Genomic DNA, 15945 nt, shown 5'->3' on the forward strand with positions numbered 1-15945 from the left:
GTCATCTGTCGAGATATCTCGGAGCCAAAACAAACACCCCTTTCAAGAAAATGTGCATTGGCAGTTTTCCTTGAACCGGTACGCTATTCACCTGCCTGCGTTTCTTGCTCTGATCTGGTTTTACACCGTCTGTTCCAGCCCTCTCTTTCAGGACACTCTCTCATGCCAACATCCAGTACACCAACACTCTTTCCGCTTTCTGTCCCCACACTCCCCATCCAAGGAGAAAACGCCCGTTTTCCCGTTCGGCGTATCTGGTGTGTCGGGCAAAACTACGCGGAACACAGCCGAGAAATGGGTAGCAACCCGGACCGTGATCCTCCTTTTTTCTTCTCAAAACCAGCTGATGCCGTGACACAGAATTCTGTCCTTCCGTTCCCGCCTCAAACCGATAACCTGCACCCTGAGGTGGAGCTTGTTGTGGCTATCGGCAGCGGGGGGACAGATATCTCTCCTGATACCGCACTCAGTCACATCTACGGATATGCCGTGGGGCTGGACATGACACGGCGTGATCTTCAAGCCACAGCCAAGAAAACAGGAAGACCCTGGAGCCTTGCTAAAGGATTTGATGCATCCTGTCCTGTTTCTGCAATCAAACCAGCCTCTCACACTCCCGCTCTGACCCATAGCGCAATCACCCTGACAGTGAATGGTGAGATCAGACAGTCTGGAAAAATTGACGATATGATATGGTCTATTCCAGAAATAATTTCCGCCCTTTCAAGGTCAGTACGGCTGGAATCTGGAGATCTGATCATGACGGGCACACCAGCGGGTGTAAGCCGTATTGTGAAAGGAGACAGACTTGACGCCAAATGTGAAAATATAGGAGAGTTATCCCTTACTTACATTTAATTATTTCTAATTATTGTGCGCTTTTTTTAAGCTGATCATTCTGATTCTAGATGGCTTTCTGGCATTTATCTTCCTCATAGTAGAGAAGGCGTCTCAGTTTTCTCTCATGTAGTCCAGAAAAGCCTGAATAATGTTATTTTTAGCGTGCTTTCTCCAGACAAAGTAAACATCTGTCGGCCCAATACCGTCCATTCTAAGAATATTCAGTTTTCTGCCATGCGTACGAAACTGAGCCACAACACTCTCTGGCATGCACGCCAACCCAATGCCTACATCCAGACAGGAAAGAATCAGATCATAGGATTCCATGGTCAGAACCGAGCGGGGTTGATATCCTTTCTGGTCCATCCATAATTCTGCACACCGTCTATAAAAACAATCCCTATTAAATAGGTAAATATCTGAACTTCTCATAATCTCCGGTGTTATTTTCTTGATATGCTGCGGCATAACCAAATACAGAGATTGATGGAACGCAAAGGATCCTTCCAGCAGTGTATTCTCAACAGGTCCATCCGTAATCGCGAGGTCAATTTCCTCCTCACTCAGCATTCTTTCCAAAACAAAGCTTGAATGCTGTAAAACGTTCAGTTCCACATCAGGATGATCCATTATAAACTGCGGTACATGTTTGGGAAGACACGTCAGAAACGCAACATCTAACGCGCCGACTTTCAGAATACCGCGTGATTTTGGCTTGGACCAAAGAGATGGCAACCGCTCAGCCCGACTGACAATTTCCCGCGCTTCCCGATAAAAAAGGCGGCCTGCTGGCGTAATAAGCAATTTTTTACGATCTCTTACAAAAAGATCCTGCCCAATATCCATTTCCAATTCTTGCAGGCGCATCGTAATATTAGAGGGAACACAGTTCATCTTGCGAGCGGCAGCTGCAATAGTGCCGCCTTCTACAATAGCACAAAAAAAACGGAGTTGAGACAGTTTGGGAACGTACATTCTCATCCTCACTTAAAATGATGTTTTTGCTCTTTTTAAATCACTTTCTTTTATACATGCCCTGTGAAAGCATGTCACTCAAGCGAGACATGAGTCCTCATAAAATCATGTCAGGAAAAATGATTTGAAAATCAAGGAACTGTTTGAAAACAAGAAAGATAGATAGCGGTATTTTATTCTGGATTGAGGCAGCACTTTACACCATAAGCCCTATTCCAGCCATACAGGCGGCACGTGCGCCGATGGTGAGATATCCAGCATCACGAATAAAAAGTACCATGCGCTCTATCTGACTAATTTTTTAAGCGTTTCTTAATCCTTTTCAAATCTTTTAAGAAGGATATTTAAATGACCAACACAGATCACAAAACGCACTATGGTTTGTTCATTAACGGCAAGTGGACAAAAGCATCTGGTGATAAGTTTACGGAAATCAAAAGTCCTGCCACTGGAAATGTGCTCGCACAGGTTTCTAATGGCAGTAAGAAGGACGTTGAACAGGCCGTAAATGCTGCCAACGCTGCTTTTTCTGCATGGAGCCGTAAAACGGCTGAAGAACGTGCGGATGTACTTTATGCATTCAAGGCCCTGCTTGAACGGGATGCTGACCGTTTGGCTCGCATTATTTCCAGTGAAATGGGCAAACCGCTGAAAGAAGCAAAGGTGGAAGTCGGTTTTGCCGCAGGCCTTTTGCGCTTTGCTGCCGAAAATACCCGACGCTTGGAAGGTGATATTGTTCCCGGCAGCCGCCCGGGTGAGAAAATTCTTCTGGAAAAAATACCACATGGGGTAGTTGGTGGAATTTCTGCATGGAACTTCCCTTTGGCCCTTTTCACCCGCAAGGTTGCTCCTGCACTGGCGGCAGGCAATACCATTGTGATCAAACCTCATGAACTGGCCCCGCTGGCAGCGCTGGAAGCAACACAGTTAGCTGAGGAAGCAGGCATCCCTGCCGGTGTGCTGAATGTGGTAACGGGTGATGGTAAAGATGTTGGTACACCCTTGGTAGAACATCCCGGGGTTAAACTGATTACCATGACCGGCAGCACCGCCACTGGCAAAAAGATCATGGCCGCTGCTGCCAACACTCTTAAAGAAGTGCGACTGGAACTGGGTGGCAAAGCACCTTTTATCGTCATGGAAGATGCTGATCTGGAAAAAGCAGCGGAAGCGGCTGTTCTTGCCCGTTTCACCAATGCGGGGCAGGTTTGTACCAGTAATGAACGCACCTACGTCCATTCTGCCATTTATGATAAATTTTCCGTATTGGTAAGAAAGAAAATTGATTCTCTGAAAGTCGGGAATCCGCTGGATCCATCCACAGACATGGGACCGAAAGTCAGCTTGCTGGAGCTGGAGAAAGTCCATGCCATGGTTGAAAAAGCCATATCACAAGGTGCGAAACTGGAAACCGGTGGCCAGCGCCTGAAAGGTGGGGTGTATGATCAAGGCTTCTTCTATGCTCCTACGCTGCTGACAGATGTGCGTGAAGACATGGATATTGTTAAAGATGAAGTATTCGGTCCGGTCATGCTGCTGACAAAAGTTTCAGATTATGATGATGCTTTACGCCAGGCAAATGATTGCCGTTATGGCCTATCAGCTTATGTATTCACCAATGACCTGAAACGTATCATGCGGATCAGTTCTGATCTTCACTTTGGGGAAGTATATGTGAACCGAGAAGGCGGGGAAGCACCACAAGGTTTCCATCATGGTTACAAGGATAGCGGCCTTGGTGGTGAAGACGGAAAATACGGCCTTGAAGCCTATGTGCAGACCAAGACCATTTATCTGAACGCCTGACAAGACAGACGGGAAAGGTGCTTTAAAAAGACTTTCTCCGAATTATCCATAAAAAACCCTTCCTGAATAAGGAAGGGTTTTTCCCATTCTCGCGAAACGTCTTGCCTAATTACCGAAGAATACCAGTATGCCCCACAGAGTAGCGACCTGGCTGCGGCCATACAGTCAAACCGTGAGGTTCAGCCCCCACGGGAATTTTCTGCATGGAACCATCTTCTGTGTTAATTTTATAAACAACATCATCAAAACGTCCTGACAGCCAAAGTGTTTTTCCATCTGCGCTGACATTCCCCATATCTGGGCTACCACCACCGGGAATTGGCCAGTTTGCAACAATTTTGTTGGTTGCAAAATCAATCACCGTCACGCCACCCGCCTTACTGCGCGGTTTGCCATGGATTTTATGAGACCCACGGTTAGCAACATACATTTTAGTGCCATCCCGGCTTGGGTAAAGTCCGTGCGTTCCAATTCCAGTTGGAATAAACCCGATCTCACGGAAAGTGTCGCCATCCACCAAGAACACACCATCTGCCATCATGTCAGCAATATAGAATGTCTTGCCATTAGGAGAGACAAGAATATCCTGAGGCATCCCCCCGCTTGAAAGCTTCAGGTATCCAAGAACCTTCCTGTTTACGGTATCAACTTTCACCAGATGACCGCCAAATTCACAGGTGAAAATAGCATAGCGCCCATCAATAGAGAAATCTGCATGGTTCACGCCTTTACAGTCCGGCGTTTCAACAGACTGCTGAAGCTCCATGGTATGCGGATCACGAAAATCCAGCCGTTTACGCGCCTCAGCCACCACAATGGCGGATTTGCCATCGGGTGTGAAATACATGTTGTAAGGGTCATCCACCGCTACATTGGGGCCGGGTTTGCCCGTATGCGCATCAATAGGTGTCAGGCTGCCATTGGTGGTGCCTTCTGCATTGTTTGTAACCCACAGGGTGCGCAGATCCCATGAGGGCACAACATGCTGCGGGCTTTTACCAACGGGAAAGCGGTCAACCACTTTGGATGTGGCAGGGTCAATCACATACACATCATTGGAGCGCAGATTGGGCACATAGACCCGGGCCGGATCCTGTGCAATTTGCGGAGCGATATGGCCTGCACCTGTTTCACTATACAGATTGTTCGGGTTGATAACGGGGGGCATGCCGGGAATGGTCTGCACAGCCGGAGCTGTAGCACCTGAAATAACAGGCTCACCCGCAGAGGAAGAAGAAGCCGGAACAGATACCGGTTGTGCAGAAGGAGGTGCCGCAGGAACGGGCTGCGACGGAATGGTAGCAGACGGGGGAGTCTGCACAGGGGACTGAGCGGCTTCCTGCGCCATGGCAACGCCGTATCCCGTGCCCAAAGCAACAAGAACAGCCGTTGCGGCTGCCAGATGTCTTTTTACTACCATAATATTACAGACCGTACCTTTTTTGTACTATTTTAGTGAACAACGTACTATTTAGCACATGCTTTTTTTTGCGTCTATTTCCACCTAAATCTGTAAAAACTTTCTTAAAGCCTATTTAAAACATCGTGCGTCAAGGACGTGTTAACCTTTTTTGAATCTGAAAAAAACCAATGACCACACGAAAGAGAACTACCTAAAAAACACATCATCTGGCTCCTAAAAACGAAACCAACCAAACAGGTTTTTCAAACAGCCTCTCCTTTACTGTGCGCTACCTCCCACGGGCCTGTTCAATAGCCTGCACGGCTGCATTCACTTGCATGGCAAGTCCAGCCTGACCCAATGCGGCCGATGCACGGCGTGGGTCTCCACCATATATACCTTCAGCCGTAGAGGGCACTCCGGAAGCCCGCAGAGCCTGCTCTCTTACCATCGAGGGATCAACTGCCAGCATGAGCGAGGTATCACTGATGTCTGCATGCATACCAACATCCTTGCCATATCCCTTCTGCTTCAGCCAATCTGAATATTGATGCGCCACGACGGTGTAATAGCCAGCAGCATACACTGCTTTTGCACCTGTTCCCTGCCATTTTCGCGTGAGTGTTTCTGCTGCTTTTTGCAGATCTTTCTGGTAGCCACCATGATCTCCAAGAAACACGATCAGTTTGAATCCCTGCACCTGAAAACTTTCTCCTGCGGAGATAAGAAGTTTTTCAAAAACATCAGGAGAAACTGTAATGGTGCCCGGAAAACGCATATGAGATGTTCGGGGGGAGGTGCTTCCTTCCGGAACATAAGCCACAACCGGCGCTACAAGAGTATGTCCCGATTTTTGTGCTATCTGCTGTGCAAGATACAGCGCCCGCGTATTATGTTTACCTACCGCAATATAGGGGCCACTTTGCTCCGTGCCCCCTACAGGTATGATTATTGTGGTAGTACCTGCTGCAATATCAGCCTGAATTTCTTTCCAGGTTTGCTGCTCAAACAGAACGGAAGAAGATGCCGCGCAGACCGGGAGCGTGCTCCCGATAATGCCCGCACTGCACAGCAAACACGCAGCCATGTGCCGCCACGTGTTTTTTCCAAATAAACGCCGCATTCTCATTTTTTCTTCTTAGTTGTTTTTTTAGCAGGTTTTTTAAGAAGTAAAGGAGCCAGAAACCGGCCTGTATGGCTTTCAGGACAGGCGGCTATCTCTTCAGGCGTGCCTTCAGCCACAACCTGACCACCACCATCCCCTCCTTCGGGGCCAACATCCACAATCCAGTCTGCGGTCTTGATCACTTCCAGATTATGTTCGATCACGACAACCGTGTTGCCTTGGTCAACCAGCGCATGCAGTACTTCCAGCAGTTTCCGCACATCTTCCGTATGCAGTCCTGTGGTTGGTTCATCCAGAATATAAAGCGTGCGGCCTGTCGCCCGACGAGCTAGTTCCTTGGAAAGTTTAACACGTTGGGCTTCACCACCCGAAAGAGTTGTGGCCTGTTGACCCAAGGCTACATACCCCAACCCCACTTTTTGCAGAATGCTTAACCGGTCCCGAATACGGGTCTGGGCGGAGAAGTAGGGTACGGCTTCATCAACACTCATGGCCAGAACATCCGCAATGGATTTTCCGCGGAACTTAATATCCAGCGTTTCCCGATTATACCGCTTTCCCTTGCAGGTATCGCATGTGACAAACACGTCAGGCAGGAAGTGCATCTCGATCTTGAGCACACCATCGCCCTGGCAGGCTTCACAACGACCGCCCTTGACGTTGAAGGAGAAACGGCCCGGCTTGTAGCCCCGCGCCTTACTTTCAGGCAGTTCGGCAAACCAGTCACGAATAGGGGTGAAAAGATCCGTATAGGTTGCCGGGTTGGAGCGCGGTGTACGCCCGATGGGCGACTGGTCGATATCAATAATTTTATCGAGCAGTTCTATCCCTTTTATCGCCTTGCAGGGTTCCGGTGTAGTTGAAGACCCCATCAGTTCCCGTGAGAGGGTTTTGTAAAGAGTATCAATCACCAGCGTGGATTTTCCGCTGCCAGATACACCAGTCACGCAGGTAAATGTTCCCAATGGAAAGCGTGCAGTTACGTTTTTAAGATTATGCCCGCTTGCACCTTCAACTGTCAGAATCCGTTTTTTATCAATCGGGCGCCTTGTTTCCGGAACAGGAATTTTCTTGCGGCCAGACAGATACGCACCAGTGAGGCTTTCCGGTGACTTTGCAACCTGTTCAGGCGTACCCGCAGCCACAACTGTACCGCCATTGACGCCCGCACCGGGCCCCATGTCAATCAGCCAGTCGGCACTGCGAATGGCGTCCTCATCATGTTCAACAACAATCAGAGTATTCCCCAGTTTTTTCAAACGGTCCAATGTACCAAGCAGGCGTTCATTATCACGCTGGTGCAAACCAATGGAGGGTTCATCCAGCACATACAGAACTCCGGTCAACCCGGACCCGATCTGGCTGGCGAGCCTGATACGCTGGCTTTCTCCACCAGAAAGGGTGGCAGAACTACGGGAGAGAGTCAGATATTCCAGCCCCACATCATCGAGAAATTTCAAACGTTCCAGAATTTCACGCAAGATACGACGAGCAATTTCTGCTCTTTGTGGTGTCAGGGTAGGGAGCACCGTATCAAACCAGTCCAACGCCTTGCCAATTGGCAGATCACTGGCTTCCGCAATGGTTTTCTGGGCCACCTTCACGCACAGCGCTTCCGGCCGCAACCGTGCGCCATTGCAGACATGGCAGGGCTTTTCAGACTGATAGCGTGAAAGTTCTTCACGCACCCACATACTATCCGTATTGGCCAATCGCCTGGAAAGACTGCCGAGCACCCCTTCAAACGGCTTGGTTACGCTATAGCTTTTCTTGCCGTCCTTATACGTGAACGTCACATCTTCCAGACTACCATCCAGAATACTGTTCTGCACACTTTCCGGCAGATCTTTCCACGGGGTTTCCATACTGGCGCCAAAATGCTCGGCCAGGCTTTGCAATGTCTGGTCCAGCAGAGGCGATTTTGCATCTTTCCAAGGCGCAATGGCGCCTTTTTTCAGGGAAAGAGACGGATTGGGCACAACCAGCGCAGGGTTGAAAAAGGTTTCCGTGCCAATCCCATCACAGGATGGACAGGCCCCCTGCGGCGCGTTGAAGGAAAACAGCCGGGGTTCAATTTCTTCCAGCGTGAACCCACTTTCGGGGCAGGAAAAACGGGAGGAAAATACCAGCCGTTCTGGCGTGGCATCACTGTCACGCAGCACTTCTTCCGTGTAGGCAATGCCATCTGACAGTTCCAGCGCGGCTTCAAAACTGTCCGCCAGCCGCGTTTCAAGACCGGGTTTGACCACAATACGGTCAATCACCACTTCCACCGTATGCCGCAACTTGCGGTTCAGGGAAGGAACATCACCAATTTCATACAGCGTGCCGTCCACCTTCACGCGGGTAAAACCCTTGCGTTGCAGTTCGGCCAGTTCCTTTCTGTATTCTCCTTTACGGTCCCGAATAACAGGCGAAAGCAGAAGCAGACGCGTGCCTTCCGGCAGAGCCATCACCCGGTCAACCATCTGGCTGACGGTCTGCGCCTCAATGGGCAGACCCGTCGCTGGGGAATACGGTACTCCGGCACGCGCCCACAGCAGACGCATGTAATCATAAATTTCTGTCACCGTGCCTACGGTAGAGCGCGGGTTCTTGGAGGTGGTTTTCTGTTCGATGGAAATGGCCGGAGAAAGCCCTTCAATCGAATCTACATCCGGCTTGCCCATCAGTTCCAGAAACTGGCGGGCATAGGCGGAGAGACTTTCCACATACCGGCGCTGGCCCTCGGCATAGATGGTGTCAAACGCCAGAGAAGATTTGCCGGAGCCAGAAAGGCCCGTCATCACGGTCAGGCTGTCCCGCGGGATATCAATATCCACATTCTTGAGGTTATGCACCCGCGCGCCACGAACGCGAATGGCCTGATGACCGGGCAGAGGGGTATTTTCCATCTTGGGTTCGCCGCCGTTCCTGTTTTGTCCTGTTGCTGTTGTAGCCCTTACCCATGCTGTATGGGAATGCTGCCCAACACACTTAATCTGCCCATATGGGCATGGATTGCCTGAATTCCCATTGCACCGGGACGATTGATTGACCATCTAGAACGATAAGCGCGGCGCATGCCGCAAAATGTGGAGCGCTTTTTGCATGCCTCCACCGCAGTTTTGAGCAAGGATAACACCAGATGGACCATATTATCGGCCAGTCCCGTCCCGGCGCGCAGAATGAAGGCGTGGGCGCTCAGGCTTCTGCCCCGCTTGTTTCTGATGGCTCTCAGGCCACCTTCATGCAGGATGTGATTGAAGCAAGCCGCACCGTGCCTGTGCTGGTGGATTTCTGGGCAGACTGGTGTGGCCCGTGCAAACAGCTTGCTCCTGTGCTGGAAAAAGTGGTGACGGCAGCCAAAGGCCGTTTGCGTCTGGTCAAAATTGATATTGAAGCCAATCGGGCGCTGACCGCCCAGCTGGCGCAGGTTGGTCTGCCGCTTCAGTCCATCCCACTGGTTGCCACCTTCTGGAAAGGGCAGATTCTGGATCTGTTCCAGGGGGCCCTGCCGGAAAGCGAGATCAAGAAATTTGTGGAAAACGTGCTGAAAGCCGCTGGTGGTGGCACGATGCCCGCAACCGAACTGCTTGAGCAGGCCAATGTGGCGCTGGAAACCAGCCGCCCTGAGCACGCTGCCGAGCTCTATTCCGCCGTAATTGGGGAAGAGCCTGAAAACCCCAAGGCATGGAGTGGCCTGATCCGCGCCATGCTGGCGCTTGATGATGAAGAAGCAGCCGCAGCCGCCTTGGCGGATGTGCCCGCCAAAATTGCGGAAGCCCCGGAAGTTGTAGGGGCCCGCGCGGCCCTTGAACTGAAAAAGGAAGGCCGCAAGGCCGCCGAGGAAATGGAAGAAGTGCGGGCACGTCTGGCCGCTAACCCCAACGATTATGATGCGCGCTGTGAACTGGCCACCGGGCTGAACGCCGCTGGCAAGCGGGAAGAAGCCGCAGATGAACTTCTGGCCGTGATCCGCGCTGACCGGAACTGGAAAGAAGGGGCTGCCCGCCTGCAACTGCTGCGCTTCTTTGAAGCCTGGGGACATGATGACCCTGCCACCCTTGCGGCCCGCCGCAAGCTCTCCTCCCTCCTTTTTTCCTGATATCCGGACCGTTGGCTTCTTATTTCCCTGATGACGAGGACATCGCGCGGGCCATTCCGCGGGTGTCTGACCTGACACTGGCTGATATTCCGGCCGAGATCGGGCTTTTTCCGCTCAGCGGTGTCTTGCTGCTGCCACGGGGAAAGCTGCCTCTGAACGTATTTGAGCCGCGCTATATTGCGCTGGTGGAAGATGCGCTGGCCTCCCACAGGCTGATTGGGTTGATTCAACCCGTCTGGAAGGAAGAAGATGCAGAAACAGATGACGCTCCGCCGCTTTACCATATTGGAAGCATTGGCCGGATAACCTCCTTTACGGAACGCTCTGATGGCACATACGCCATCACGCTGAGTGGCATTGCCCGGTTCCGGCTTCTGCGGGAGACCGGGCTGCATCGCGGTTACCGGCAGGCCCGGATTGATGCGTCTTCCTTTGCATCTGACCTCAGCGAACTTCCCTCCGCGCCTTTTGATCGTCAGAAACTGCTGGATTCCATGCGCCGGTATTTCCAGCAACGGGGGCTGGGCGCACGCTGGTCCGCCATTGAACAGATGGGAGATGATGTTCTGCTGGTCACCCTGCCCATGATCTGTCCTTTCCCTCCGGCTGAAAAACAGGCATTGCTTGATGCTGGCACGCTGACAGACCGTGTGCGTGTGCTACAGATGCTGCTTGATCTGGCTGGCCCGGAAGATGAGGGGCCGCCTTCATGATGATTTTGTATGGATGATACCTGATGTCTGGTGCTGAAACCCACGCCCCACTTGATCCGCGCCTGCTTTCCCTGCTGGTCTGCCCCGTTACCAAGGGGCCGCTGACCTATAACGCTGAAACCAACGAACTGGTCAGTCAGAAAGCCCATCTGGCTTTTCCCATCCGTGATGGCATTCCCGTCATGCTGCCTGAGGAAGCGCGTCACCTGGAAGGCTAACCTGCGGCAGGACACCATTCTTCCGTGATACATCGTTTTTCTCTGGCTCGGCCCAACCGGACAACCGGCATGCGGCCCCATTCTTCCGGTTTTCTGGTGGGGATAGGCCTTACACTCCTTTCCCTCCCGTTTCTGGGGGGCTGTCACAGAGAAATTGAAGGTGACAATATTGATCTTCCTTACGAGCGCCCCGGCCGTTTCATGCCTGAAGCGGCCCCAGCGGAAGCACGCCGTGCCAAGGAACAGGAAGAACGCGAAGACATAGCCCGCGCCAACGGCCAGTTGCCAGAAGAAAAGCCCCAGAAGCCTGAAGACCGGTATGAGGCCCTTACCCCTTCCAACGCGGCCAACGGACCGCTGGATCAGGGCGATGGCCATTCCGTTATTCCGGAAACAGAAGCGATCTACGGCAAGCCGCCACAGCAGACGCAGCAACCCCGTTAAAGGCAGTCAGAGGCCGGAAAAACGACTTAGCCTTTTCCAGCCTGAAGCACTCTCAGCGGTGTCTCTTTTGCCAACAGGGCAGCATGCTTCATACAAACAAAAAACAGGCTTCCGCAGCGTTACGGAAGCCTGTTCTGTTTGCAGTTTTTAATGCGCTGCGCGTTACCGCGGCACAAGTGGGCCATCCGCCCGCACGCCGCCGCGCCACACGGCGCTGATCTGATCAACCGCCGCGATATTCTGGACAGGGTCAGCTTCCAGCACCACAAAATCCGCCCGCTTGCCGGGGGCAATGACCCCACGGTCAGACAGATTGAGCAAAGCCGCAGCCTGACTGGTTGCCAGCCGGAGGGCCTGCAACGGTGTCAGTCCAGCCTCAACCAGCAGCCTGAGTTCCCGATGTTCGGCAAAGCCCGGAATACGGACAGGCGCAGCTCCGGAATCCGTGCCAAACCCGATTTTGACTCCCGCTTTATACAGGGCCAGCAAGTTCTGCTCATTCATGGCGACAGCTTTATGAGACGCCGCATCCAACGGTGACTTCACAATTTTGTCCCGCCATGCTGCATCGGAGAACTGGCGGGTCAGGTCTTCACTCAAGCCCGCCTTCAGAACGGGATCATTCAGCAGGGCCGGCTGTTCGGCAAACAGATAGGTTGCTTCATCCAAGCTGATTGTTGGCACATACCATACGTTATGGCTTTTCATCAGGGAGATGAGTTCATCATCCACGGGTTCATCACGCACACCATGGGCAATAATATCCGCGCCCGCAGAAACCAGCTTTTTGGCATAAGCCAGATCATGAATATGGACAGCCACCCGCACATTTTTGGCATGCGCTTCCGCCATCACGGCCTGCCAGACCTCCGGCTTCATGACGGGCAGGGGCTTGGCTGATTTTACACCGTTACGGAAATCATCCACCCACAGCTTCACCAGATCCGTGCCTTCGCTGACCATGGTATCCACAGCCTGGCGGGCTTCTTCCGCCGTTGATGGGCGAAAAATCTGGTCTTTTCCAACCTTGACCATCCCCTCCGGCGGCATGCCGCCCGGCACACCAATGCCCTGATCCACCCCGAACAGATCAGCGCCATCCGTGTTGGCATGCTGGGCTTTGCGAAGATCATCAAACAGAGGCGATTTGGTCAGGCCAAGTGCTGTTACGGTCGTCACGCCATAGCGCTCATACTGATCAAGTGCGGCCTTGATCACAGGAACTGTAAAGTTCTCCGCCCCCACTTTTGTTCCAGAGACCACCCCCACATGACTATGGTTGGTAATCAGCCCCGGAATAAGCGTTTTACCGGACAGATCGATCCGCTTGGTCCCTTTTGGCGCCTTGACCGTGCCACTATGGCCGACTGCCGCGATGGACTGCCCTTTCACCAGAACAGCCATATCCTCCTGCTCAGGAGAATCTGTGCCATCAAACAGCCTGACATGGTCAAGCAAAACGGGGGTCGTTGCAGTAGCTGCCTCGGCTGGCAGACCTGACATCATAAAAGAGCTGGCCCCCGCAAGCAGCAGGGCTGAGAAACAAGAGCAAAGCCTGCGTTGTTTCTTCTGGCTGGGCAAATGTGTCTGCTCGATCGCCTGCTGTTTCATGCCTCTTCCTTTTCAAGACACAATCAGGAAACCCTAGTCATCCTCCGTCCCGATGGCCGGAGCGCGACGGCGCATAAGATCAGCCGCCGCCATACCAAGGATTCCTGTCATCATGCCAATTGCTGTTGGTATAGCGCTACCGCCCGGCAGCATTCCCACCAATACACTACTCAGTGAACCGATACTGAACTGCATGGTTCCAAGCATGGCCGAGGCACTGCCCGCATGATGCCCATGATGATAAAAGGACATTACTGTGGCATTGGGTCCAATAAAGCCCAGAGCCCCTGTAATACTGGTAATAAGCGCACACGTAAGAATGGGATGATGTTCCCCGGCAATACCGGCAAGTGCTAGTACAACAAACAGCACACCGACCCCAAGCGCCCATAGAAGAGCTGCTTCCAGCAGGAAGGGCATGGCAAATTTATGCACCAGCCGACCATTTATCTGTGTCCCCAGAATAAAGGCAGCAGCATTGACGCCAAAGAACAGGCCGAATTGCCCAGCGGAGAAATGCAGCACCTGTTCAAAAAGCACTGGTGCACTGCCCAGGTAGGCAAACATGACAAAGGTGGAAAACGTGGCCAGCAACGCATTGGAGAAAAAAACGGGCTCTTTGAGGATCAGAATATAGCGGCTTGCAATTCTGACCGGCGAAAACGCAATCCGCCGTTCAGGGGCCAGCGTATCGGGCAGGGAGAGCAAAATACCAACAATGCCAGCAACCCCATAAAGCGCGCCAACCCAGAATATCCACCGCCAGTTGCCAAACTTGAGCACAATACTGCCAAGGCTGGGAGCAAGAACCGGCATGACGCCAAACACCAGCGTCAATTGCGACATGATGCGGGCGCCCTTTTTGCCTGTTGCCACATCCCGCACAATGGCACGGGGAATCACAGCACTGGCTGAACCGCCCACGGCCCCAAGAAAGCGACAAAGACAGAAGAGGTGATAATTCTGCACCATGGCGCAACCCGCAGACGCCACGGCAAAAATTGCCAGACCAATCACCAGCGGTGCGCGCCTGCCAAAGCGATCAGAAAGAGGCCCTTGGGAGAACTGACCTATCGCCAGCCCGAAGAACCACGCGCCCAGTGTAAACTGTGCGGACCCCGGACCACCGCCCAGATCACGCTCCACTTCCGGAAAAGCCGGAAGATACATATCTGTTGCAAGCGGACCAATGGCCGTTACCAACCCCAACAACACGATCAGCCAAGGGGTAAAACTACCGCTAGGCAATGTTTTTGGGGGAGAGAAGCGTGTCATGTATGAAATCAGACCCGAAAAAAGGAAGAAATTGTTCTTTTGTCTCTCAGTCCTGTTTTGTCCAGCCAGATCAGAACAAAGAGAGGCGCAGACCAGAACAGCAAAAAGCAGTTCCCTTAGCACACACCACTCTCCTCCCGCTGAACACCCCTAGACTGAAGAGATACGCTGCCCGCCAAGACTTCTGTGCGGTTCCTCTCTAAAGAACGACCGGAGGCCTCGTTTGCTTCTTTTATGAAGACATTTTTAACGGACAGAGGCGTTCTAAGTCTGAGGCGATGCTTCAAAAACAGCGCAAGATCATCTCAGGCGGCAGAAGAGCAGCTTCATTTATCAGACGCACATATTTTTGTGGCCAACAAGCAAAACAATTTTGCCTAAGATCACAGTCAACAAAAAATTTATTGGGAGGGAGAGAACTGGTGGAGCCAATCGGGATCGAACCGACGACCTCTTGAATGCCATTCAAGCGCTCTCCCAACTGAGCTATGGCCCCACACTGTTCCAAGCATACCATTTGGGGGTGGTATGTGTGTGCATGCCTAATACAAGGCGTTTTTCTGGGTGGCAAGCCCCTTTTTTCAGGAAATTATGACACCCATCTCACGCAGCGCACAGAGAAGCGGCAAAAGAGGCAGACCCAGAATAGCAGTGTGATCTCCCTCTATTCTATCAAACAGATGCAACCCAGGTCCTTCAACCCTATACCCCCCGACAGAGGCCAGACACCGCTCTCCTTCCTCTTCCAGATAGGTTTGCAAAAACGCATCAGAGAATAACCGCATGGTCAGGTGCGGTTCAGACACATGCTGCCACAGCACACGGCCATTACGGCACACCACAACTGCTGTATGCAGCGTATGTGTCTGCCCACGCAGGGACAGAAGCTGATCTTGGGCGACCTGTCTGTCCTCTGGTTTATCATAGAGAGCTCCCCGGCAAGACAGCATCTGATCTGCCCCGATGATAAAGGCATCTGGCATATCCACCGCCAGAGCTTTTGCTTCCGCCAGCCGGAGGGCCACCGTTGCGGGAGACCAGCCCTCCCGCAGCCCTGCTTCCTTCAATTCCGTTTCATCAACAGAGGAGGGTCTGATGGAAAAAGCCAATCCTGCATTGGCCAGTACTATTCGTCTGATAGCAGACGTACTGGCTAGTACTAGTTCGTGGCGTTTGTCCTGTAATGGAGTCGGCTTAAGTACTAAATCTGTCACGTGAGCGAGTCTCTTTCAGGTACTGAGCAAAAAATAGGGGTATGAGTACTATCCTGAGTACCGGGGTACATGTGGATTGTACGGCGATCATGACAAGCCCGTACCGAGTACCGTGCACAACCTGCAAGAGTCATGAACCGGTGAGTTGTACACAGCCTCATTGGGGTATTTTCTGGATAACTCGAAAAACCCCTGTTTTTCCAAGACTCTGTAATCTGTACACACTGTGGGGAA

At 52.2% G+C, this 15945-nt stretch carries 13 protein-coding genes and 1 tRNA gene; 6 read left to right on the plus strand and 8 right to left on the minus strand.

Annotated elements, in window-relative coordinates; translation table 11 throughout:
* Positions 1-162: 162 nt before the first annotated feature.
* Positions 163-858 (plus strand): fumarylacetoacetate hydrolase family protein, encoded by a 696-nt coding sequence (locus QWU00_RS07420; RefSeq protein WP_035378937.1) that lies wholly within the window; start codon positions 163-165, stop codon positions 856-858.
* Between the two features lie 93 nt (positions 859-951).
* Here the strand turns inward: QWU00_RS07420 and QWU00_RS07425 are convergent, their stop codons facing one another.
* Entirely contained in the window at positions 952-1815 is an 864-nt protein-coding gene (locus QWU00_RS07425) for a LysR family transcriptional regulator (protein ID WP_035378938.1), read from the minus strand.
* A gap of 348 nt (positions 1816-2163) precedes the next feature.
* Between QWU00_RS07425 and aldA the strand changes: the two genes are divergently transcribed.
* A complete protein-coding gene (aldA, locus tag QWU00_RS07430; RefSeq protein WP_035378939.1) occupies positions 2164-3621 on the plus strand; it encodes an aldehyde dehydrogenase in 1458 nt (485 codons plus the stop codon).
* Positions 3622-3730: 109 nt separating this feature from the next.
* Here aldA and QWU00_RS07435 read toward each other — a convergent pair whose 3' ends face one another.
* The 3 genes from QWU00_RS07435 to uvrA all read right to left on the minus strand — a co-directional run bounded on the left by QWU00_RS07435 (position 3731) and on the right by uvrA (position 9043).
* A complete protein-coding gene (locus tag QWU00_RS07435) occupies positions 3731-5041 on the minus strand; it encodes a YncE family protein (protein WP_035378941.1) in 1311 nt (436 codons plus the stop codon).
* A 271-nt stretch (positions 5042-5312) separates the two neighbouring features.
* Positions 5313-6110, minus strand: coding sequence for a creatininase family protein (locus QWU00_RS07440; protein ID WP_035378993.1), 798 nt, complete (start codon positions 6108-6110; stop codon positions 5313-5315).
* A 38-nt stretch (positions 6111-6148) separates the two neighbouring features.
* Positions 6149-9043 carry an excinuclease ABC subunit UvrA gene (uvrA, locus tag QWU00_RS07445; protein WP_035378943.1) on the minus strand — a complete coding sequence of 965 codons (2895 nt, stop codon included), beginning with the start codon at positions 9041-9043 and terminating at the stop codon, positions 6149-6151.
* Between the two features lie 233 nt (positions 9044-9276).
* Between uvrA and QWU00_RS07450 the strand changes: the two genes are divergently transcribed.
* The 4 genes from QWU00_RS07450 to QWU00_RS07465 are packed head-to-tail and all read left to right on the plus strand — an operon-like array spanning position 9277 to position 11611.
* Positions 9277-10236: a tetratricopeptide repeat protein gene (locus QWU00_RS07450; RefSeq protein ID WP_035378945.1), complete on the plus strand. Its 960-nt coding sequence runs from the start codon at positions 9277-9279 to the stop codon at positions 10234-10236.
* 11 nt (positions 10237-10247) lie between these two features.
* The gene (locus tag QWU00_RS07455) at positions 10248-10949 is read left to right on the plus strand and encodes an LON peptidase substrate-binding domain-containing protein (protein ID WP_035378947.1); all 702 of its coding nucleotides are present in this window, start codon (positions 10248-10250) and stop codon (positions 10947-10949) included.
* A 23-nt stretch (positions 10950-10972) separates the two neighbouring features.
* Complete coding sequence (locus QWU00_RS07460; protein WP_006557818.1) at positions 10973-11167, plus strand: Trm112 family protein; 195 nt, start codon at positions 10973-10975, stop codon at positions 11165-11167.
* Between the two features lie 24 nt (positions 11168-11191).
* Positions 11192-11611 carry a hypothetical protein gene (locus QWU00_RS07465; protein WP_006557817.1) on the plus strand — a complete coding sequence of 140 codons (420 nt, stop codon included), beginning with the start codon at positions 11192-11194 and terminating at the stop codon, positions 11609-11611.
* Between the two features lie 162 nt (positions 11612-11773).
* Here QWU00_RS07465 and QWU00_RS07470 read toward each other — a convergent pair whose 3' ends face one another.
* The 4 genes from QWU00_RS07470 to QWU00_RS07485 all read right to left on the minus strand — a co-directional run bounded on the left by QWU00_RS07470 (position 11774) and on the right by QWU00_RS07485 (position 15711).
* Positions 11774-13117: an amidohydrolase family protein gene (locus QWU00_RS07470; RefSeq protein ID WP_052051250.1), complete on the minus strand. Its 1344-nt coding sequence runs from the start codon at positions 13115-13117 to the stop codon at positions 11774-11776.
* Positions 13118-13255: 138 nt separating this feature from the next.
* On the minus strand, positions 13256-14497 hold the full coding sequence (locus QWU00_RS07475) for a multidrug effflux MFS transporter (RefSeq protein WP_045541842.1): 1242 nt from the start codon (positions 14495-14497) through the stop codon (positions 13256-13258).
* A gap of 420 nt (positions 14498-14917) precedes the next feature.
* Positions 14918-14993, minus strand: a tRNA-Ala gene (locus QWU00_RS07480).
* Between the two features lie 85 nt (positions 14994-15078).
* A complete protein-coding gene (locus QWU00_RS07485) occupies positions 15079-15711 on the minus strand; it encodes a Maf family protein (RefSeq protein WP_035378949.1) in 633 nt (210 codons plus the stop codon).
* Positions 15712-15945 lie beyond the last annotated feature (234 nt).

Origin of the sequence: Acetobacter tropicalis (assembly GCF_030644465.1) — a bacterium.
GTDB classification, from domain to species: domain Bacteria; phylum Pseudomonadota; class Alphaproteobacteria; order Acetobacterales; family Acetobacteraceae; genus Acetobacter; species Acetobacter tropicalis.

What these genes read in the sequence shown, in the direction of transcription:
- QWU00_RS07420 (WP_035378937.1), top strand. Translation starts at nt 163, where the DNA reads ATGCCAACATCCAGTACACCAACACTCTTTCCGCTTTCTGTCCCCACA.
- QWU00_RS07475 (WP_045541842.1), bottom strand. Translation starts at nt 14,497, where the DNA reads ATGACACGCTTCTCTCCCCCAAAAACATTGCCTAGCGGTAGTTTTACC.
- QWU00_RS07450 (WP_035378945.1), top strand. Translation starts at nt 9,277, where the DNA reads ATGGACCATATTATCGGCCAGTCCCGTCCCGGCGCGCAGAATGAAGGC.
- QWU00_RS07435 (WP_035378941.1), bottom strand. Translation starts at nt 5,041, where the DNA reads ATGGTAGTAAAAAGACATCTGGCAGCCGCAACGGCTGTTCTTGTTGCT.
- QWU00_RS07425 (WP_035378938.1), bottom strand. Translation starts at nt 1,815, where the DNA reads ATGTACGTTCCCAAACTGTCTCAACTCCGTTTTTTTTGTGCTATTGTA.
- uvrA (WP_035378943.1), bottom strand. Translation starts at nt 9,043, where the DNA reads ATGGAAAATACCCCTCTGCCCGGTCATCAGGCCATTCGCGTTCGTGGC.
- QWU00_RS07470 (WP_052051250.1), bottom strand. Translation starts at nt 13,117, where the DNA reads ATGATGTCAGGTCTGCCAGCCGAGGCAGCTACTGCAACGACCCCCGTT.
- aldA (WP_035378939.1), top strand. Translation starts at nt 2,164, where the DNA reads ATGACCAACACAGATCACAAAACGCACTATGGTTTGTTCATTAACGGC.
- QWU00_RS07440 (WP_035378993.1), bottom strand. Translation starts at nt 6,110, where the DNA reads ATGGCTGCGTGTTTGCTGTGCAGTGCGGGCATTATCGGGAGCACGCTC.
- QWU00_RS07460 (WP_006557818.1), top strand. Translation starts at nt 10,973, where the DNA reads ATGTCTGGTGCTGAAACCCACGCCCCACTTGATCCGCGCCTGCTTTCC.